15 protein-coding genes are annotated in these 19,415 nt (G+C 68.5%); 12 read left to right on the top strand and 3 right to left on the bottom strand.

What is annotated here, in order from left to right; all coding sequences use genetic code 11:
* Nucleotides 1–60 precede the first annotated feature (60 nt).
* The 5 genes from H7F38_RS24870 (at nucleotide 61) to H7F38_RS24850 (ending at nucleotide 4,851) form a co-directional block, all read left to right on the top strand.
* Nucleotides 61–795, top strand: coding sequence for an SDR family NAD(P)-dependent oxidoreductase (locus tag H7F38_RS24870; protein ID WP_187092236.1), 735 nt, complete (start codon nucleotides 61–63; stop codon nucleotides 793–795).
* A 63-nt stretch (nucleotides 796–858) separates the two neighbouring features.
* Nucleotides 859–2,208: an FAD-binding oxidoreductase gene (locus H7F38_RS24865; protein ID WP_187092235.1), complete on the top strand. Its 1,350-nt coding sequence runs from the start codon at nucleotides 859–861 to the stop codon at nucleotides 2,206–2,208.
* Between the two features lie 14 nt (nucleotides 2,209–2,222).
* Nucleotides 2,223–3,005, top strand: coding sequence for a creatininase family protein (locus H7F38_RS24860; protein ID WP_187094977.1), 783 nt, complete (start codon nucleotides 2,223–2,225; stop codon nucleotides 3,003–3,005).
* A complete protein-coding gene (locus H7F38_RS24855) occupies nucleotides 2,995–4,245 on the top strand; it encodes an amidohydrolase family protein (protein WP_187092234.1) in 1,251 nt (416 codons plus the stop codon). The genes H7F38_RS24860 and H7F38_RS24855 overlap by 11 nt, the downstream gene beginning before the upstream one ends.
* 30 nt (nucleotides 4,246–4,275) lie before the next feature.
* Entirely contained in the window at nucleotides 4,276–4,851 is a 576-nt protein-coding gene (locus H7F38_RS24850) for a pyridoxal 5'-phosphate synthase (protein ID WP_187092233.1), read from the top strand.
* A gap of 4 nt (nucleotides 4,852–4,855) precedes the next feature.
* On the opposite strand, the gene H7F38_RS24845 is transcribed toward H7F38_RS24850, so the two are convergent.
* Together H7F38_RS24845 and H7F38_RS24840 are read right to left on the bottom strand one after the other, a co-directional pair.
* The gene (locus tag H7F38_RS24845; RefSeq protein WP_187092232.1) at nucleotides 4,856–5,923 is read right to left on the bottom strand and encodes a methylenetetrahydrofolate reductase C-terminal domain-containing protein; all 1,068 of its coding nucleotides are present in this window, start codon (nucleotides 5,921–5,923) and stop codon (nucleotides 4,856–4,858) included.
* Nucleotides 5,924–5,938: 15 nt separating this feature from the next.
* Nucleotides 5,939–7,600, bottom strand: a complete 1,662-nt coding sequence (locus tag H7F38_RS24840) for a DNA repair helicase XPB (protein ID WP_187092231.1) — start codon at nucleotides 7,598–7,600, stop codon at nucleotides 5,939–5,941.
* 255 nt (nucleotides 7,601–7,855) lie between these two features.
* Here H7F38_RS24840 and H7F38_RS24835 point away from each other — a divergent pair, with 255 nt between their 5' ends.
* Nucleotides 7,856–9,094, top strand: a complete 1,239-nt coding sequence (locus H7F38_RS24835; protein WP_187092230.1) for an MFS transporter — start codon at nucleotides 7,856–7,858, stop codon at nucleotides 9,092–9,094.
* 184 nt (nucleotides 9,095–9,278) lie between these two features.
* On the top strand, nucleotides 9,279–10,055 hold the full coding sequence (locus H7F38_RS24830) for a hypothetical protein (RefSeq protein ID WP_187092229.1): 777 nt from the start codon (nucleotides 9,279–9,281) through the stop codon (nucleotides 10,053–10,055).
* Nucleotides 10,056–10,148: 93 nt separating this feature from the next.
* Here H7F38_RS24830 and H7F38_RS24825 read toward each other — a convergent pair whose 3' ends face one another.
* A complete protein-coding gene (locus tag H7F38_RS24825; RefSeq protein WP_187092228.1) occupies nucleotides 10,149–11,591 on the bottom strand; it encodes a helix-turn-helix domain-containing protein in 1,443 nt (480 codons plus the stop codon).
* 132 nt (nucleotides 11,592–11,723) lie between these two features.
* Here H7F38_RS24825 and aceA point away from each other — a divergent pair, with 132 nt between their 5' ends.
* From aceA to H7F38_RS24800, 5 genes are all read left to right on the top strand, one after another.
* Nucleotides 11,724–13,064 carry an isocitrate lyase gene (aceA, locus tag H7F38_RS24820; RefSeq protein ID WP_187092227.1) on the top strand — a complete coding sequence of 447 codons (1,341 nt, stop codon included), beginning with the start codon at nucleotides 11,724–11,726 and terminating at the stop codon, nucleotides 13,062–13,064.
* A 34-nt stretch (nucleotides 13,065–13,098) separates the two neighbouring features.
* Complete coding sequence (aceB, locus tag H7F38_RS24815; RefSeq protein WP_187092226.1) at nucleotides 13,099–14,763, top strand: malate synthase A; 1,665 nt, start codon at nucleotides 13,099–13,101, stop codon at nucleotides 14,761–14,763.
* A 256-nt stretch (nucleotides 14,764–15,019) separates the two neighbouring features.
* Nucleotides 15,020–15,976 (top strand): DUF559 domain-containing protein, encoded by a 957-nt coding sequence (locus H7F38_RS24810; RefSeq protein WP_187092225.1) that lies wholly within the window; start codon nucleotides 15,020–15,022, stop codon nucleotides 15,974–15,976.
* Nucleotides 15,977–15,989: 13 nt separating this feature from the next.
* Nucleotides 15,990–18,524: an RNA helicase gene (locus tag H7F38_RS24805; protein ID WP_187092224.1), complete on the top strand. Its 2,535-nt coding sequence runs from the start codon at nucleotides 15,990–15,992 to the stop codon at nucleotides 18,522–18,524.
* 26 nt (nucleotides 18,525–18,550) lie between these two features.
* A complete protein-coding gene (locus tag H7F38_RS24800) occupies nucleotides 18,551–19,384 on the top strand; it encodes a hypothetical protein (protein WP_187092223.1) in 834 nt (277 codons plus the stop codon).
* Nucleotides 19,385–19,415: the final 31 nt, after the last annotated feature.

Genomic DNA, 19,415 nt, shown 5'->3' with positions numbered 1-19,415 from the left:
TTCTGTCCCTCCAGTCCCAAAAAGGCAAAGTTGATCCATGCGGTCCTCGAAGGAGTTTCCATGCGTCTGAGCGGTCGTCGGGTGCTCGTCACCGGTGCCGCCCGGGGGATCGGTGCCTGCATCGCGGCCCGTTGCGCACAGGAGGGCGCGACGGTGGCGGTGCTCGACCGCCTGGTCGAGCAGGGCCGCGCCGTCGCCGAGGAGGCCGGCGGCATCTTCGTGCCGGTGGACCTGGCGGACCCGCAGAACACGCGGCGGGCCGTCGAGACCGCCATCGCCGGACTCGGCGGGATCGACGTCGTGGTCAACAACGGCGGCATACTGAGGTTCGCTGCGCTGCTGGACATCTCCGTCGCCGATTGGGAATCGATGTTCCGGGTGAACACCACGTCGATGCTCGTCACCACCCAGGTGGCAGCCCGAGCGATGATCGCGGCGGGATCCGGCGGCAAGATCATCAACATGTCCAGCATGGCGGCCAAGGCCGGCGGGGCCGGCCAGGGTCACTATGCGGCGTCGAAGGCGGCCGTGTCGGCGCTGACGCGCTGCAGCGCACTGGAACTGGGGGAGTTCGGCATCACCGTCAACTGCCTGTGCCCGGGTTACGTGCTCACCGAGATGGGGGCGGCCACCCGCACCCAGGCGGACATCGACACCTGGTCCACGTTCTCGCCGCTGGGGCGGTTGGCCCAGCCGCAGGACGTGGCCGGTGTGGCGCTGTTCCTGGCCAGTCACGACGGCGACTACCTGACCGGCCAGTCGATCAACGTGACCGGCGGGATGATCATGCACTGAGCAATGCCGATCGAGCGGGGCCCGGCCGGGAATTCGTACCACCAGGATGGAGTAGAGATGGAAATGACGACCTCCGTTGTCTCGCAGGCAGTCGATGGGTCTACGTCCGAGGCGTCCGCGGCCCCTGACGACGCCGCGTCGCTCGGCGAGTTGGTCGTGGCCTTGCGCGCACTGCTCGGCGACGATGCCGTCAGCACCGACCTGACGGCGCGCGAGCAGGCGTCGGTCGACGGCGCTCCGATGTCGCCGATCCTGGCCGCCCAGCTGCCGCTCGGCCTGGCCGATCTGGTCGTCTACGTCCGGGATCCGGACTCGGTTCCCGGGATCGTCGCGCTCGCCGTCCGGCATGGCGTCCCGATCACCCCGCGGGGCAAGGGCACGGGCAACTACGGGCAGGGCATTCCGCTCAGAGGCGGCATGGTGCTGGACATGTCCAGGGCCGCCAGGATCATCGAGGTCGGCCACGGATTCATCACCGCGGAGGCCGGCGCGACGATGATCGCGCTCGAGCGGGCCGCACGGAAGACCGGTCAGCAGTTGTGGATGTACCCCTCGACCACCGGTAGTTCGATCGGCGGGTTTCTCGGCGGCGGCTCGGGCGGTACCGGTTCGATTGCGCACGGCAACAACGACTCCGGGTTCGTCGTCGCGCTGGACGTCGTGCACGGCTGGGAGGATCCACAGCTGATCCATGTCGAGGGCGAGGCTGCCGGTGGCTATGTCCACGCCTACGGTGTCACCGGCATCATCGTGCGTGCCACCGTGAAACTCGAGCCGGCACAGGAATGGTCGTCGCTGTACGCAAGTTTCGACACCTTCGCCGACGCCCTGCCGGTGGTCCGCAGCCTGGGCCGATCCAAGCCGTTTCCTCGTCTGGTGTCGGCCGACGTGCCGTTCGTGGCCGGCGTTCTGCCCGAGGACCCCGCCATTCCGAAGGGCCGGGCCAGTCTGCGTGCCATCATCGACCCGACGACGGCAGCGGACGCCACCGCCGCGGTCGTGGCCGGCGGCGGGCGCGTCGAGTCGATCCGCGAGGGCTTCCGCGGCAGCGTCAAACTGAGCATGCTCTCCTACAACCATCCCACCTACCATCTGCAGAAGTCGGACCCGGACCGGTATTTCCACCTCGAGGTCGGGGGCGAGGTCCTGTTCGACGACATCGACGCCGTGCACGCGGTATTCCCCGGATCGATGCTGCACATCGAGGCTGCCCACACCGTGCCGATCGGGATGCTCAATGCGCTCTACGAGAGCCCGGAGCAGGTCTACGCCGGCATCGAGCGGCTCCGGGCGATCGGCGTCGGCGTGCACAGTCCGCATCAGTACTACGTGGACTACAAGGTGGATGCCGCCCGCGACCTCGCCGCGGTCAACGATCCGGACGGACTGCTGAACCCGGGGAAGTTGGTGTGAGGAATCTGGCCGAGATGTCATCGGTGGCAGCAACTTCCGCGTTGTCCGAGGATTCGGTGATCGTGCTGCCCACCGGTGCGATCGAGCATCATGGTCCGCATCTTCCGCTGTCGACCGACCAACTGATCGCCGACGCGGTCGCCGCGGCGGCGGTCGACTCGGCCGCAGCGTCCGGCGTCGACGTCTGGCGTCTCCCCGGCCTGGCCTACACCAAGTCCGACGAGCACCACTGGGCGTCCGGCACGTTCTGGCTGGGTTGGGACACCATGATGTCGACGCTCGTGGAGATCGGCCGATCGGTGGCCGCCACGCCGGCCCGCCGGTTGGCCTTCCTCAACGGCCACGGCGGAATGAGTGCGCTGCTGCAGGTGGCCTGCCGCGAGATCAGGCGACTCCACGGTCTGCAGACCTTCGTGCTGCACGCAGCGGTGCCGCCCGACCAGGGCGGCCCGTCCGCTGCCGGCGAGCTGGGCCTCGGGGTGCACGGTGGGTTGCAGGAGACGTCGATGATCCTGCACCTGCGACCTGAGCTGGTCGACCTGTCACTGGCGGTGCGAAGTGTCCCGGAGCACCTGACCGACTACCAGTACGTCGGTTTCGGCAAAGCGGTCAGCTTCGGTTGGCTGAGCAACGACTTCGGTCCCAGTGGTGTGATCGGCGACCCGACGGGGGCGTCTGCGGAGCGGGGCGAGGAACTGTTCGAGACGGCCGTGCACCGCTGCGCCGCGGCGCTGGCCGAGGTGGCCGTGTTCGATCCGGCCGGGCCTGCCCCGGTAGGGCCGCGCCGTGCTGGATGAGCTCACGGCCGGCCCGCTGGCCGTGACGGGTCTTCGCGGGGTGCAACTACCGGACGGATCCGTGCACGACCTGGTCATCGTGGACGCGTTGGTGGCGGAAGTCCTGCCATCGCAGACCATCCCGGACGCCCCGGGCGTTTTCGACCTCGACGGTCACGTCGTGATGGGGGCCGGGTCCGAGGCCCATGCGCACCTGGACAAGGCGATGAGCGTCGACGGTATCGGCGACAGCGGAATGACCCCCGGCTACGGCGATCTGCATCACGCCATCGAGCAGTGGAGACTGATCAGTGAAGCCGCGGACGAGGCCGACTACCACCGGCGCGCCAAAGCCACCGCGTTGGAACTGCTGAGCAACGGCGTGACGGCGGTTCGATCGCATTGCAACCTGAACGATGGCGACGAACCGTTCGTCGGTTTGACGGCGCTGATCAGGGTCCGTGACGAGTTGGCCCCCTTGATGGACATCGAGATCGCAGTGCAGCCGGCGCCATGGTCGCCGACGGCGGACATCGCCGGTGCGATCGAGCTCGGTGCCGACATCATCGGCGGGTGCCCACATCTCGCGGAAGACCCGGAAGCCGAACTGGACCGCCTGGTCGAGTTGGCCCACCACTTCGGGGTCGGCATCGACATCCACGCCGACGAACAGCTCACCCCGACCATGCTGTCGGTGAGATCCCTGGCACGACATGCCCTTTCCCGCCCTTTCGCCGGGACGGTGACGGCCGGGCACTGTGTCAGTCTCGGTGTGCTCGCCGATCCCATGCTGACGCAGGTCGTGACGGAACTGGCGGCCGCCGGTGTCGGGGTGGTCACGTTGCCGATCACGAACCTGTACCTGCAGGGCTGGGAACATCCGGTCGCCACGCCGCGCGGGCTCACCGCCGTCCGCGCCCTGCTGGACGCCGGGGTCGTGCTCGCCGCGGGTGGGGACAACATCCGTGACCCGTTCAACCCGGTCGGCCGGGCCGACCCACTGGAGACGGCCACCCTGCTCGTGGTCGCCGGTCACCTGAGCATCGAGGAGGCGGTGGCGGCGGTGACGGCGGGAGGTCGGGCGGTGATGGGCCTGCCGGTCGCGGGACCGTTCGTCGGTGGTGCTGCGGATCTGTTGCTCTGCAAGGGAACATCTCTCAGCGACGTGGTCGCGCGTGGGCCGAGGGATCGGGTGGTCCTGCACCGCGGCCAGATCGTGTCGGCCTCGACCAGTCGCACCGTGACCGCGGCCGTATCGTGACTGCGATCCTGTCGTGAAGGTCTACCGCGCATGACGACCGACCCGATCACCGAGCTCGCGAGCCGGCTTCCCGGCGTGCCCGGCCGCGACGGGTACTTCCCCCTGATGTCCCTGGCCACGATCGATCTCGACGGTGGCCCAGACGTCCGGACCGTGCTGCTGAGCGAGATCACCGCACAGGGACTGACGTTCCACACCGATGTGAACTCTCGAAAGGTGATGCAGGTGCGGGCCGATCCCTCGGTCGCCCTGCTGCTGACCATTCCGGAACAGGCGCAGCAGATCGTCGTCCGTGGGACAGCGGCGTCACTGGACGGACCGGAGGTGCACGCCGCCTACCGGAATCGCTCCCGCTACCTGCAACTGCTGGCCTGGATGAACACGGCGGAGATATCAGCGCTGCCCGAGGACGAGCGTCATCGGAGATGGGCCGAATTCTCGGAAGCCCATCCCGACGGCACCCTGGAGCCACCCACAGAGTGGGCCGGTTTTCTGGTGCGACCGCATCGGATCACCTTCTGGCAGGCCGACACCCGGGGCCCCAGCCACCGGATCGAGTACACGAGGTCCGGTCCGGACTGGTCGGGGGCGCACCACCCTGGCTGACCGTTCAGGTCGTGCTCAGCGCCCGCGCTATTTCCGCGAGGGCGGTCGCGAACTGCTCCTCCTGGCCGCCGGCAGGTCCACCGGACAGGTTGACCCCGGCGATGCCGTCGACGGCCAGCATCTGTTCGGCCAGCTCGACCGCGGCGAGAATGCCTTCGGTGAGGGGATTCCCGGCGGCGAGAATGCGGTCGAGATAGCCGGGGGGCAGCACCAGCGAAGTGAACGATCGAAGCAGAGCGGCACTTCCGGCATCGACCACCACCGGAATGCAGGCGATCAATGCCCCCGGACGTTGCCCGGGGGCCAGCTGATCGACGAAGGTCGCCACCGCGGTGGCCGGACCGCAATGGTTGATGAACGCGACATCTGCTCCGGCCCTGACTTTTTCGGCGAGCCGGGCGGCGCGCTGATCGACCGGGGGAGTGGCCGGCGACTCGCCGACCGACACCAGATGCCCGCGACTGCGGGCGAGTGCGGCCAGCCGGGTCGAGTCAAGGTCGAACACCGGCGCAGCATCAGGTCGATGGCCGGTTTCGGTGTGGTCGCCGGTGACGCAGTGCACGGCGGCGACGGAACTCGGGTGCCCGGCCAGCGACACGCTCGCCAGCGCCGCCATCTCGCCCTCCAGGGCCACGCGGTTGCGGTCCCGGCAGTTGAGGCCCGCCCACACAGGAAGCCCTGAATCCTGGATCAGATGCGCGCGGTAGGCCGGTGGGAACTGCACTCGTGCGCCCCCTGAATCACCGACGAGCACCGCGTCCACCCGGCCGGCGAGGATTCGTGCGCAGGCCGTCAGCGACACGACATCCATGGCCCTGGCCGGAAAATCGGCGACCACCATCCGGCCCCTGGCCAATCGGGACAGCATCGCCGAGCCGCCGGTGGTTCGCACCGGCCCTTCCGGTTCTCCCGCCGGGGAGGTCGGCCAGAGCCGGAGATCGTTGCCCAGGAAGACACATGCGTGGTCGGCCACCTCGCACGACCCGTCGTGGCCTACTCCGCCGCAGGGCCCGTACACCATGTTCTTCGGGCACACGTGCGGAGGCGGCACGGCCACCGACGTCGTCGTCATCCTGACGGCCGGGAGCTACTCGCCGCCGGGGACGGCGGGCCCGAGCAGGTCGTCGGCATCCACGATCTTGTAGGCGTATCCCTGCTCGGCCAGGAAACGCTGGCGGTGCGCGGCGTAGTCGGTGTCCAGCGTGTCACGCGCCACGACCGAGTAGAAGTGCGCCGTGCGCCCGTCACCCTTCGGCCGGAGCAGGCGGCCGAGGCGCTGGGCCTCCTCCTGCCGGGAACCGAAGGTGCCGGAGACCTGGACCGCGATGGTCGCCTCCGGCAGGTCGATGGAGAAGTTGGCGACCTTCGAGACCACCAGCGTGGTCAGCTCGCCGGAACGGAAAGCATCGAAAAGCCGCTCCCGCTCCACGTTCTTGGTCGATCCCTGGATGATCGGCGCATCCAGTGCAGCACCGAGTTCCTCCAGCTGGTCGAGGTAGGCCCCGATGACCAGCGTCGGCTCACCCTTGTGCTTGTCCAGGATCGCCTGTACCACCGGCATTTTCGTCCGGGCGGTGGCTGCGATCTTGTACCGCTCCTCCGGCTCGGCCACGGCGTAGGCCAGACGCTCGGCGTCGGTCAGGGTGACCCGCACCTCGATGCACTCGGCCGGCGCGATCCAGCCCTGGGCCTCGATGTCCTTCCACGGGGCGTCGAATCTCTTCGGGCCGATGAGCGAGAAGACGTCACCCTCACGGCCGTCCTCGCGCACCAGGGTCGCCGTCAGGCCCAGCCGGCGGCGTGATTGCAGATCCGCCGTCATCCGGAAGACCGGTGCCGGCAGCAGATGCACCTCGTCGTAGATCACCAGGCCCCAGTCGCGGGAGTCGAACAGGTCCAGATGCCGGTAGACGCCCCCGGACTTGCGGGTCATCACCTGGTAGGTGGCGATGGTGACGGGACGGATCTCCTTGCGCTCACCCGAGTACTCGCCGATCTCCTCCTCGGTCAACGTGGTGCGGGCCAACAGCTCCCGCCGCCACTGGCGCCCGGAAACGGTGTTGGTGACCAGGATCAGGGTGGTGGCGCCGGCCTTGGCCATCGCCGCTGCGCCGACCAGCGTCTTGCCGGCACCACACGGCAGCACGACGACGCCGGACCCGCCCGCCCAGAAGCCCTCCACCGCGTCTGACTGGTAGCCGCGGAGCGTCCAGTTGGCGTTGTCGAGCTCGATCGGGTGCGCTTCACCGTCGACGTAGCCCGCCTCGTCCTCGGCCGGCCAGCCGACCTTGAGCAGCACCTGCTTGAGTCGGCCACGCTCCGAGGGGTGGACCAGGACGGTGTCGTCGTCGATCCGGGCGCCGAGCATGGGCGCCACCTTCTTGTTGCGCAGGATCTCGGCCAGGACGGCCTTGTCCCGGCTGACCATGATCAGCCCGTGCGTGGGATGGGTCTGCAGCACCAGACGTCCATAGCGGGCCATCGTGTCCACCACGTCGACCAGCAGTGCCTGCGGGACCGGGAATCGTGACCAACGGACGAGCGCGTCGACGACCTGCTCGGCGTCGTGCCCGGCGGCGCGGGCGTTCCAGAGGGCGAGCGGAGTGATCCGGTAGGTGTGGATGTGCTCGGGCGAGCGCTCCAGTTCCGCGAACGGAGCGATGTTCGCCCTGGCCGCCGGAGCGTCAGGATGGCCGATCTCGAGCAGGAGGGTCTTGTCGGACTGGACGATCAACGGTCCGTCGGTCACGTGGGTCCTTCGGGTAGGTCGGTGGGCTGGCGCCCGGCGTGCGGGGGTGTTGCAGGAGGGGGTGCGATCACAGCGGGTGCAACCTGTCCATTCTGCCCGTCCGGGGATGGCCTGCGGTGAGGGTGTGGTCACAGCCGACGAATCGGCGGCGGAGCTTGCTTGCGGCCGGACAACCTCCGGAATGATCCTGTGAGCACAGGGTTTGCGGCGCCGGGGGTGGGACGGGGCCTGGTCCGACCAACCTGGAGTTACCTCATGACCCTGCCCCGCCTGCGCCCGCCCCGAGCCGGCGCGGCGCCCCTGAGAGCCATCTTGGCGCAGTACGGCGTACTGCCCCGCCTGGCCGGACGCAGCTTCCTGCCGCTGGCCTTCCTGGCCCGGCTGCCCATCTCGATGACGCAGATCGGCACCGTCGTGCTGGTTTCCACCACCTACGGGTCGATCGCCGCCGGCGGTATCGCGGCCGGTTTCCTGGCCGCCGGAACTGCCGTCGGCGGCCCCGCGATCGGCCGACTCGCCGATCGGTTCGGTCAGCGCAGCATCATGCTGACCGCGTCCCTGCTCAACGCCGTGGCGACCCTCGGTCTGGTGGGGCTCGTGCTCTCCCGCTCCCCGACGGCGGTCGTCTACGCGGTCGCGATGATCTCGGGTGCGTCGACGCCGCAGATCGGTTCGATGGTCAGGGCGCGTTGGGTCCGGATGACCGACGGCGGACCCCGTCTGGGCTATGCGATGTCCTACGAGGGAGCTGCCGACGAGACGGCGTTCGTGCTCGGGCCCGCTGCGGTCAGCCTGATGACGGCGCTGGCCTCCCCTGCTCTCGCGATGATCACCGCGGCGCTGTTGGTCGGTGTCTTCGGCTCGCTGGTCGCCCTGCACCCGACGGCAACGGCCGCCTCCGATCACCCCGCGCGGCCGGCCGACCCGATCTGGCGCAACCCCAGAGTGATCGCCCTGGTCCTCGGAAGCATGGCGATCGGCTGCTTCTTCGGAGGAATGCAGACCGGCGTCACGGGCATGGCCACGGCGGCCGGGATGGCGGGCGCGGCCGGCGGCCTCTACGCGATCATGGGTATCGGCAGCGCGATCGCCGGACTGGCCTGCGCCGCTCTACCGGCCCGCTTCGCCCTGCACGATCGGCTGGTGCTCTTCGCAGCCGCCATCGCGATGCTGTCGCTCCCGTTGCTGCTGATCAGCGGTGTGCCCGCCATGATCGTGGTGATGGCGCCGCTCGGATGTGCCGTCGGGCCCTACATCATCACCTTGTTCTCGATGGCCGAGCGCGAAGTCAGTGCCCAGAAGGCGGCGGGGGTGATGACGCTGCTGTCCAGCGGTCTGGTGGTCGGATACGCCGTCGGCTCGGCCGTCGGCGGGTCGCTGGCCGACTCGTCCTCGCCGTCCGCCGCCTTCACGGTGTCCGCTGGGGCGATGCTGATCGGCACCGTCATCGCGCTCTCCCTGCGCCCGGCCCGGCTCGGTGTGTCCCCCGTCTGAATCGGCGTCTCACCAGAACGACGGCCTGGACGGCTCTCCGGGTGGCGCATCGTAGGAAAGTTCCCCGATCGGCCGGGGTCGACAGCTAGGGTGAGCAGGCTCAGCAGGATTCGACGGACTTGCATCCGCTGGTCGCCGGAGGGGGGCTTCCTCTGCGGCCGGACGGATCGGGGGAGGAACAAACATGACCACACCAGGAAACCCGGACCCGAACCAACTGCCCGGCGTGTACCCGCCGCCGGCCGGCCCGGTGTACGGGGCCCCGCCTGCCGGTCCGGCGTACGGGTCACCGCCGGCGGGTCCGGTGTACGGGGCCCCGCCGACCTATGGCATGCCCGGCCCGACCGGTCAACTGCCGCCCTCCGGGGACCCGAACGCCTACCCGCCACCCGGCGCCCCGGCCGGATACCCGGCGGCCGGTTTCCCGCCACCTCCCGTGGTGCCGGCCAAGAAGTCGAAGAAGGGCCTGATCATCGGCATCGTGGCCGTGGTGGTGATCGCGATCGTGGGAATCACCGTGTTTGTCCAGCAGAAGACGGACACCACTGCGGCCGGCGTCGGGTCGTGCATCAAGATCACCAGCGCGACGGTGATCAACCCCGAGACCTCGCAGGAGGACTGCTCCAGTCAGGCGGCCATCTTCGTCGTCACCGAGACCGGAGGCAGCGACGTGAAGTGCGACGACAACGAAGCCTCCTACGTGCAGGGGACGGACAAGAACAATCCGAGTTCGAGGGTGTGTCTCCGGTACAACCTCAAGGTCGGGGAGTGCATCGACCTCGGCGTCCTGAGCTCCTCCGTTCCCAAGAAGGTGACCTGCTCGGCGTCGACCTCGTCCAGCACGGTCAAGCTGGTGTCCCTGAGGACGAATTCCTCCGACGAGACCCAGTGCACCGGCGGAACCAAGGGCCTTCCCCTGGTCAAGCGCAACATCTTGTACTGCTTCGGCGCGAGCTCCTGACCTGCTCCGCACGCCCCGACGGCGCCTGCGGTCAGCGCGCAGATCGAAACCCCGCGCCCAGGCAAAGGTTTCCACCACGTGACGCGTCTGCGGTCAGACGGTGTGCCGCTCGAGGAAGTTGAGCACCTCGGTGTCGTCGACGCCAGGGAACACCCCGGGCGGCATGGCGGCCAGCAGATGCGAGTGGACCCGCGCGCTCGGCCAGACCTGATCACCCCACCGGGCAGCCAGGTCGGCCGGCGGCCGGGAGCAGCAGGACGGGTCCGGGCAGCGTGACCTCGATCGTTCGGTGGTCTCCCGGCCGCGCATCCACTTGGCCTGCGCGTACGGCATTCCGACACTGACCGAGAAGTCGCCGGCGCTGGTCCGGTCGACCACCGCCGTGCACCAGTAGGTGCCGGAGCCGGTGTCGGTGTACTGGCGGTACGCGGCCGACACGTCGCGCTGGTCGAAGACCACCCGCGCCGTCCAGTACTTGCAGACCCGCTGGCCCTCGATCGCTCCGACCGGGTCGGTCGGGAAATGCACACCGTCGTTCTCGTACGCCTTGTAGATCAGGCCGGACGACGAGATCCGCATGAAGTGCACCGGCAGGTCGAAGTGCTCGGTGGCCAGGTTGGTGAACCGGTGGGCGGCGGTCTCGTAGGACACTGCGTACGCGTCGCGTAGATCCTCGATCGCGATGTCCTTCGCTGCCTTCGCGGTGGCCAGCATCGGCACTGCCGTGCGTTGCGGGATCAGCAGGGCCGCCGCGAAGTAGTTGATCTCGACCCGTTGGGTCAGGAATTCGCCGTAGTCGGCGGGCACCCGGTGCCCCAGGACGACGTGCCCCAGAGCCTGCAGCGCCAGGGTTCTCGAGTCGTGCTGACCCAGCTGTGGGGTGGGGAGGAAAACCTTGCGGTGGGCCAGGTCGGTCACCGTCCTGGTCGAGGACGGCAGGTCGCCGGTGTGCACCAGTTCGAAGCCGAGGTGTCCGGCGATCTTGTCGACGCCCGTCCTCGTGATCGGCCCCGACCGGTAGCCGGTCCGGGTCAGGAGTTCGTCCGCCGTCTTCTCGATCTCGCCGAAGTAGTTGTTCTGATTGCGCATCCGGTCCCGCAGGCCCGCGTTCGCCCGTCTGGCCTGTTCCGGGGTGGCAGCCCGCTCGGCCTGGACGGCGGCGATCGCCCGATGCATCCCGACGAGTGCCTCCAGCGCCTCGGTCGGCAGCCGGGGCCCCGGCCGGACCGCCGGGATGCCCAGCGCCTTGAACGAGTCGGCCCGCTGGGCCCGCTCGAGTTCGATCTCCATGGCCGCCCGCCGACTGGGCGCCTTCGACGCCAGCAGGTCGGCGAGATCGGTACCCATCGCCGCGGCCAGGGCCGTCAGCACGGAGAGCTTGGGCTCGCGCTTGCCGTTCTCGATCAACGAGATCGCCGACGCGGACAGTCCGGCGGCCGTGCCTGCCTCGTCCAGCGTCAGACCCCTGGTCCGGCGCAGGTGTCGCAGGCGCCGTCCGATCGTCAGGAGGTCGGTGTCGTCAGCAGCGTTGGCCATCTCTGCACGATATCGCAAGAACCGCGTTTCTTGACGTCACAATTCCCTGTTGCGCTCTTGTTCTTGACGCCAAAGTAGGCATCAAGCCCGACGAAGGGCAGCGAAACAGAAGCGATTCGAGAGGAACCCACGATGACAGCCAGTCCGACCACCGAGGCCACTTCCACTGCTGCACAGGTAGTTTCGTCCACCAGGACGAGCGACCGGAAGGACGCGGTGGCACTCCTGGAGCACGAGTGGGCCACGGCCGAGCGCTGGGCCGGTATCGACCGCACCTTCAGCGCCGCCGACGTGGTCAACCTGCGCGGCAGCGTCGTCGAGGAGCACACGCTGGCACGGCTGGGAGCGGAGAAGCTCTGGAACCTGATCCAGACGACGAAGTTCACCAGGGCCCTCGGTGCATTGACCGGTAACCAGGCCGTCCAGATGGTCCGCGGCGGTCTCGAGTCGATCTACCTGTCCGGCTGGCAGGTGGCGGCCGATGCGAACCTGTCCGGCCAGACCTACCCGGACCAGAGCCTCTATCCGGCCAACTCGGTCCCGGCCGTGGTGCGCCGGATCAACAACGCCCTGATGCGCGCCGACCAGATCGACCACTCCAGCGGCAAGGCCGACATCGATTTCCTGGTGCCGATCGTCGCCGATGCCGAGGCCGGGTTCGGTGGACCGCTCAACGCCTTCGAATTGATGAAGTCGATGATCGTCTCCGGCGCCGCCGGTGTGCACTGGGAGGACCAGCTGGCATCGGAGAAGAAGTGTGGCCACCTCGGCGGCAAGGTCCTGATCCCCACGGCGCAGCACATCCGGACGTTGAACGCCGCCCGGCTCGCCGCAGACATCCTCGGCATCCCCACCCTCGTCATCGCCCGGACCGACGCTCTCGCGGCCGATCTGCTGACCAGCGACGTCGATCCGATCGATGCTCCGTTCACCACCGGGGAGCGGACCAGCGAAGGGTTCTTCCGGGTCCGCAACGGAATCGAGCCGGTGCTGGCGCGGGCGAAGGCCTACGCCCCGTACTGCGACATGATCTGGGTCGAGACCGGCACGCCGGACCTGGGTCTGGCCCGGGAGTTCGCCACCGAATTGCGCCGGGAGTTCCCCGGCAAGAAGCTCGCCTACAACTGTTCGCCGTCGTTCAACTGGAAGGCGGCGCTGTCGGATTCCGAGATCGCCGGTTTCCAGGACGAGTTGGGCGACCTCGGTTATGCGTTCCAGTTCATCACGCTGGCCGGGTTCCACGCGCTGAACCACGGGATGTTCCACCTGGCCAGCGGCTACGCCGAACATGGCATGTCCGCATACGTGGAACTCCAGGAGGCCGAGTTCGCCGCCGAGAGTGCCGGCTACACCGCGATCAAGCACCAGGCCGAGGTCGGCACAGGCTACTTCGACAAGGTCTCCACCGCGATCAATCCGTCCAGCGGCACCCTCGCGCTGGCCGGTTCCACCGAAGCCCAGCAGTTCCACTGATCAGCGCGCTGCCAAGCACGAAAGGACAATTGAGATGACTTCCACCATCGCGCGGACCCCAGTGGTCCGCGGCCCGCACATCGAGCGCGCCGAGGAAATCCTGACGCCCGACGCCCTGGCCTTCGTGGCCGCGCTGGACGGCGCCTTCGCCGGTCGCCGCGCTGAACTGCTCGCGCAGAGACGTGCTCGGGCCAAACGGATCTCCGCCGGTGAGACCCCCGGCTTTCTCGGCACCTCCCGCTCGGTGCGGGCCGACACCACCTGGCAGGTCGCGCCTCCGGCTCCGGGTCTGGTGGATCGGCGGGTGGAGATCACCGGCCCGCCGACCCGCAGGATGACGGTCAACGCACTCAACTCGGGTGCGAACGTCTGGATGGCAGACTTCGAAGATGCCCTCAGCCCCACCTGGGACAACATCGTCACCGGGCAGCTCAACCTGCGTGATGCGCTGCGTCTGGACCTCGGGTTCGAGGAGGACGGCAAGCAGTACACGATCGGCGAGACCACGCCGACCGTGATGATGCGCCCACGCGGCTGGCACCTCTGCGAGAAGCACCTGACCATCGACGGTCGCCCGCTTCCCGCCTCGTTGGTGGACTTCGGGTTGTACTTCTGGCACAACGCCCAGACGCTGATCGACAACGGAGCCGGTCCGTACTTCTATCTGCCGAAACTGGAATCCCAGCTGGAGGCCAGGCTCTGGAACGACGTCTTCGTGCTGGCCCAGGATCTGCTGGACATCCCCCAGGGGACGATCAGGGCGACGGTGCTCGTCGAGACGCTTCCGGCGGCCTTCGAGATGGAGGAGATGCTCTACGAACTGCGGGACCACTCGGCCGGGCTCAATGCCGGTCGGTGGGACTACATCTTCTCCTACATCAGGACTTTCGCCCATCGCGGACCGGATTTCGTCCTGCCCGACCGTTCGCAGATCACGATGACGACCCCGTTCATGCGGGCCTACACCGAACTGCTGGTGGCCACCTGCCACCGTCGTGGCGCCCACGCGATCGGCGGGATGGCCGCCTTCATCCCGAATCGTCAGGACGACGGCGCGACGAAGAACGCGCTCGCTCGGGTCAGGGCTGACAAGCAGCGGGAAGCAAGCGACGGATTCGACGGTTCCTGGGTCGCACACCCCGCTTTGGTGCCGGTGGCGGCGGCCGCTTTCGATGCGGTCCTGGGGGAGCGCCCGCATCAGATCACGCGCCAGCGCCCAGAGGTCAGGGTCCAGGCGGCCGACCTGCTGGCGGCCGGCTCTGCGCGGGGCGATGTCACGATGGAGGGTCTGCTGACCAACATCTCCGTCGCGCTGCGCTACCTCGCGGCGTGGGTCGGCGGCTCTGGTGCGGTGTCGATCGACAACCTGATGGAAGACGCTGCCACGGTGGAGATATCGCGGGCCCAGGTCTGGCAGTGGATTCACAACGGCGTCAAGCTGGCCGAGGGCCCGACGGTGACCGTCGAACTCGTCCGTCGTCTGGTCGCCGACGAACTGGCCCGGCTGAACCGGTCGGCCGATGCCGTCGGCGAGCAGCGGTTCGAGGCAGCGGCGGTCATCTTCTCCTATGCCGCCCTGGGGGAGACCATGCCTGGTTTCTTCACCCAGTACGGATATGTGAAGTACCTGCTGGAGAGTGGCCTGCGGATGACCGGAAACCTGCGCCCGGAGGATCTCCGGATGTCCGAGCGCGTCTGACCTCTGCGTTCCTACGAGTCGAGTCGGACCCCCGCAGCCATTTAAAACTGCCGACGCGCCCAAACGGCCGCTGAGCGACTCGGCCCGCAGCCCGAAGGTGATCGGTCAGGCTGCATCTGGCGGGCTCCCCGGCGCCATTGCGTTCGAGGTGGATACCGAAGGTCTGAGTCCCCGTAGTCGGGCTACTCAGACCTTCGGTATCGACGATTGTGGACAACCCCGGCGGGCATTTCCTCAAATGAGCCACTGTGGCTCGGTGCACGCACGTAAAACGGTCCCGTCAGAGCTGATCCGGCTGGCCGCGGTCCAGGCCGGCGTCGTTTGCCGCACCCAGGTCCTCGGTTTCGGGCTGCCGGACAGAGCGACGGAGCGTCTGATCAGCCAGGGGATCTGGCGGCGGCTGGAGATGGGAATCTACTTGGTCCCCGATGTCGAGCCCATGTGGTTGACCCGGGTGTGGGCGGGACTTCTCGTCGGCGGGGTCGACGCCCGGGCCGGCGGGTCGACCGCGGCGGCGCTGCAGGGACTGACCGAAGGTCGAGAGCTGCCCATCGACATCCTCGTCCCGGCCGGGACCCGCCTGGCCGCCCGGGACTGGGTGGTGTTCCGGCAGGAGCGCCCGGGGGTCCGCTCGATCTCCACCCGCACCGACCCGCCGTGCACCCGCATCGAGGACACGGTGCTCGACCTCTGCGCCGCCGGGACACCGGCCGCCTGCATCGACTGGATCACCACTGCGGTCCAGCGACGGCTGACCACGGGCGCTGACCTCTCCCGCGCTTTGCAGCGCCGCACCCGCATGCGGCACCGGAAACTGATCACCGGCCTGATCGCCGATGCTGCATCGGGCGTTCACAGCACTCTGGAACATCGATATCTGAGCGACGTGGAACGGGCGCACGGTCTGCCCAAGGGGGCCCGGCAAGCCTCCCGTCCGAGTCGCCACGAGTTCATCGATGTCCTCTACGCCGAGTTCGCGCTGGTGGTGGAGCTGGACGGGCGCATCGGGCACGTCGGTCGGTTGCGCGACCGTCGGCGTGACAACGTGCACACCCGGACCGGAGCGCCTTCACTACGGTTCGGTTGGCACGAGGTCACGCAGGAGTCGTGTGCGGTGGCGATGGAGGTGGCCGAAGTGCTCATCGCGCAGGGGTGGCCGGGCTACCCCACGAAGTGCGCGCACTGCCTGGGGTCGGTGCACCGGCAACCGTGAAAGGCTGCCGGGTATGACGACCGGCGCAACGAGCACCCCACAGGTGCTGACCCCACCGGCTCAGACCGACCCCGGGTCCCTGTTCGACCGCTTCTCCGAGTGGGTGGTCGGCCGCGGCATCACGCTGTACCCGCACCAGGAGGAGTCACTCCTGGAGATCGTCTCCGACGCGAACGTCATCGTCGCCACGCCGACCGGCTCCGGCAAGAGCCTGGTCGCCACTGCGGCACTGTTCACCGGGCTCGCGACCGGTCGCCGGAGCTACTACACGGCCCCGATCAAGGCTCTGGTCTCGGAGAAATTCTTCGATCTGACGGAGATCTTCGGTCCGGCCAACGTCGGCATGATCACCGGGGACTCGTCGGTGAACTCGTCGGCGCCGATCATCTGCTGCACTGCGGAGATCCTGGCGTCCGTCGCGCTGCGCGGCGGCGCGGACGCCGATCCCGGCATGGTCGTGATGGACGAGTTCCACTACTACGGGGACCGTCAGCGGGGCTGGGCATGGCAGGTGCCGCTGCTGGAACTTCCGCACGCCCAATTCATCCTGATGTCCGCCACCCTGGGCGACGTTCGCTTCTTCGCCCGGGACCTGACCGAGAGAACTGGCCGCCCGACCACCCTGATCGACGGGGTGGAACGCCCGGTCCCACTGCATTTCTCCTACGTCCTGGTTCCGCTCCAGGAGACCCTCGAAGATCTTCTGGCCACCGGTCGCGCGCCGGTGTACATCGTCCACTTCACCCAGCAGGCCGCGTTGGAACGGGCCCAGGCCCTCACCAGCATCACCGTCGCCACCCGGGCCGAACGCGACCAGATCGCCGAACTGATCGGCGATTTCAGATTCTCGCCGGGATTCGGGCGCACGCTGGCCCGTCTGGTGCGGCATGGGATCGGCGTGCACCACGCCGGCATGCTGCCGAAGTACCGACGACTGGTGGAGAAGCTCGCCCAGTCCGGGCTGCTCAAGGTGATCTGCGGAACCGACACGCTCGGGGTGGGCATCAACGTCCCGATCAGGACGGTCCTGTTCACCGGTCTGGCCAAGTACGACGGTCACCGCACCCGGCTGCTCTCGGCCCGTGAGTTCCACCAGATCGCGGGCCGCGCAGGGCGGGCCGGATTCGACGTGGCCGGGGACGTCGTCGTTCTGGCCCCGGAACATGTGATCGAGAACTTCAAGACGGCTGCGAAGGCGGCCCTGGACCCGAAGAAGAAGAAGGTCGTGAAGCGCAAGCCGCCGGACGGATTCGTCGGGTGGAGCGAGGCGACCTACGACCGATTGGTCTCCGCCGACCCCGAACCGCTGAGCTCCCATTTCCGGGTCAGCCACTCGATGTTGCTCGGCGTGCTGTCGCGCCCGGGCGACGCCTTCCGCGGGATGCGCCGGTTGATCGAGACCAGCCACGACCCGCGGAACCGCCAACTCCAGCACGCTCTGCGCGCGCTGGCCATCGGCAAGGCCCTGCTGGCGGCGGGCATCGTGATCAAGCTCGACGTGCCGGACGAGCAGGGCCGACTCTATCACATGACGGCCGACCTCCAACTGGACTTCGCCCTGGACCAGCCGTTGTCGCCGCTGGCGCTGGCGGCTCTCGACCTGCTGGACGAGGAGTCGCCCGACTACGCACTGGACGTGGTGTCGTTGATCGAGGCCACGCTGGAGGGGCCCGGCCCGGTGTTGTCCGCGCAGCGCTTCAAGGCCAGGGGCGAGGCGGTGCAGGCCATGAAGTCCGATGGCATCGAGTACGAGGAACGGATGGCCCTGCTCGAGACGGTCGACTACCCGAAGCCGCTGGCCGACCTGGTGGAGGTGGCGTTCGAGTCCTACCGGGCCGGGCACCCGTGGGTCACCGAGTACCAGCCGGAGCCCAAGGCGGTGGTCCGCGACCTGTACGAACGGGCGATGAACTTCTCCGAATACGTGGCGTTCTACCAGCTGCAGCGCTCCGAGGGGGTGGTGCTGCGGTATCTGGCCGACGCCTACCGGGCGATGCGCCGCACCGTGCCCCAGGATGCGCGCACCGACGAGCTGTCCGACCTGATCTCCTGGCTCGGCGAGCTGGTCCGTGGCGTCGATTCGAGCCTGCTCGACGAGTGGGAGGCGTTGGCACATCCGGACAACGACGAGATCGGCGCGGTCTCGATCCGTCCGCCGACCGCCTCCCGAGGGGTCACCGCCAACGTCAGGGCGTTCACCATCATGGTGCGCAACGCGTTGTTCCGTCGGGTCGAGCTGATCTCGCTCGTCCGGTTCGACACGCTCGGGGAGATGGACGGCGAGGGCGGATGGGACGCCCAGCGGTGGCAGGAAGCCGTCGATCCCTACTGGGACGAGTACGACGATCTGGCGGTCGGTCCGACCGCCAGATCCGCCGCTCTGGTGGCCATCACGCCGGGTCCGGACCACTGGACGGTGCGGCAGACCTTCGACGATCCGGCCGGTGATCGCGACTGGGGGATCAGCGCCGAGGTGGCCGTCGGGGCTTCCGACGAGCTGGGCGAGCCCGTCCTGCGCATTGTGGAGGTCGGTCCGCTGACCGGCTGAACCCCCGCGCGTGGCACGCTGAACCGGTGACCGGACCCGACCCCCGCCCGCGGCCGCAGGTCTTGAGGATCGGACCCGGCGGTTTGCCGGCCGAGCAGGTGCGGCCCAGCGGCCCGGGAGCGCCGACCCAACGACCGTCCGCCCCTGCGCCGACCCGCTGGTCGACGTCCGACTCCGGACGGGCGGCGGTCACCGGAGCGTGGCCCACCGGAGCGTGGCCCACCGGACCGGCGGCCACGCGAGCGGCGGACACGCAATTGCCTGGGACGAGCAGCGCGTTCCGCACCCGGAACAAGTGGGGTCTCGCGGCGGCGGGTGGGCAGTCGATCGGATCTCCGTTGCCGAGCAGGGCCGTGGTCAGGGTGCTGGTCGGGCTGATCGCATTCGCAATCGTCGTCGCCCTGGCCCTGTGGGCGAACTCGAATCGCCCGCTGACGGCTGCCGGATCGGGGACCGACGCCTCGAAGATCACCGTCGGACAGTGCCTGTCCGCGACGAGTCAGCGCATCGTCGGGCAGGTCGACTGCTCCAGTGCCGCTGCCGATTTCGCCGTGGTCGGCGTCTCGCCGAAGAGTTCTGCCGCCTCCGACTGCAGTGCCTCGCCCTCGGACGTGGTGGTGGTGGCGTCCGGGCCGACGGTGCTGTGCCTCGACTACGTTGCCGCCGTGGGGCAGTGCCTGTTCGCGGGGGACCAGACCACCGGAGTCGGCAAGGTCGACTGCAGCACCGCCGACCCGGGTGTCCTGCGGGTGCTGGCGGTGCTGCCGAACAGCATCAATCCGGCGGCCTGCCCGGCGGGTACGCGGCACAGCCTGGTCCACCGCTACAACTCGCAGGTCATCTGCCTCGGCTCCCACTGATCCGCGCGGACGACCAGCGCCTGACGAACCA

It is taken from the genome of Nakamurella sp. PAMC28650 (assembly GCF_014303395.1).
Taxonomy (GTDB): domain Bacteria; phylum Actinomycetota; class Actinomycetes; order Mycobacteriales; family Nakamurellaceae; genus Nakamurella.
This window is presented reverse-complemented; position numbering and strand designations above follow the sequence as displayed.

What these genes read in the sequence shown, in the direction of transcription:
- H7F38_RS24865 (WP_187092235.1), top strand. Translation starts at nt 859, where the DNA reads ATGACGACCTCCGTTGTCTCGCAGGCAGTCGATGGGTCTACGTCCGAG.
- H7F38_RS24805 (WP_187092224.1), top strand. Translation starts at nt 15,990, where the DNA reads ATGACGACCGGCGCAACGAGCACCCCACAGGTGCTGACCCCACCGGCT.
- aceB (WP_187092226.1), top strand. Translation starts at nt 13,099, where the DNA reads ATGACTTCCACCATCGCGCGGACCCCAGTGGTCCGCGGCCCGCACATC.
- H7F38_RS24825 (WP_187092228.1), bottom strand. Translation starts at nt 11,591, where the DNA reads ATGGCCAACGCTGCTGACGACACCGACCTCCTGACGATCGGACGGCGC.
- H7F38_RS24845 (WP_187092232.1), bottom strand. Translation starts at nt 5,923, where the DNA reads ATGACGACGACGTCGGTGGCCGTGCCGCCTCCGCACGTGTGCCCGAAG.
- H7F38_RS24830 (WP_187092229.1), top strand. Translation starts at nt 9,279, where the DNA reads ATGACCACACCAGGAAACCCGGACCCGAACCAACTGCCCGGCGTGTAC.
- H7F38_RS24850 (WP_187092233.1), top strand. Translation starts at nt 4,276, where the DNA reads ATGACGACCGACCCGATCACCGAGCTCGCGAGCCGGCTTCCCGGCGTG.
- H7F38_RS24870 (WP_187092236.1), top strand. Translation starts at nt 61, where the DNA reads ATGCGTCTGAGCGGTCGTCGGGTGCTCGTCACCGGTGCCGCCCGGGGG.
- H7F38_RS24860 (WP_187094977.1), top strand. Translation starts at nt 2,223, where the DNA reads ATGTCATCGGTGGCAGCAACTTCCGCGTTGTCCGAGGATTCGGTGATC.
- aceA (WP_187092227.1), top strand. Translation starts at nt 11,724, where the DNA reads ATGACAGCCAGTCCGACCACCGAGGCCACTTCCACTGCTGCACAGGTA.
- H7F38_RS24835 (WP_187092230.1), top strand. Translation starts at nt 7,856, where the DNA reads ATGACCCTGCCCCGCCTGCGCCCGCCCCGAGCCGGCGCGGCGCCCCTG.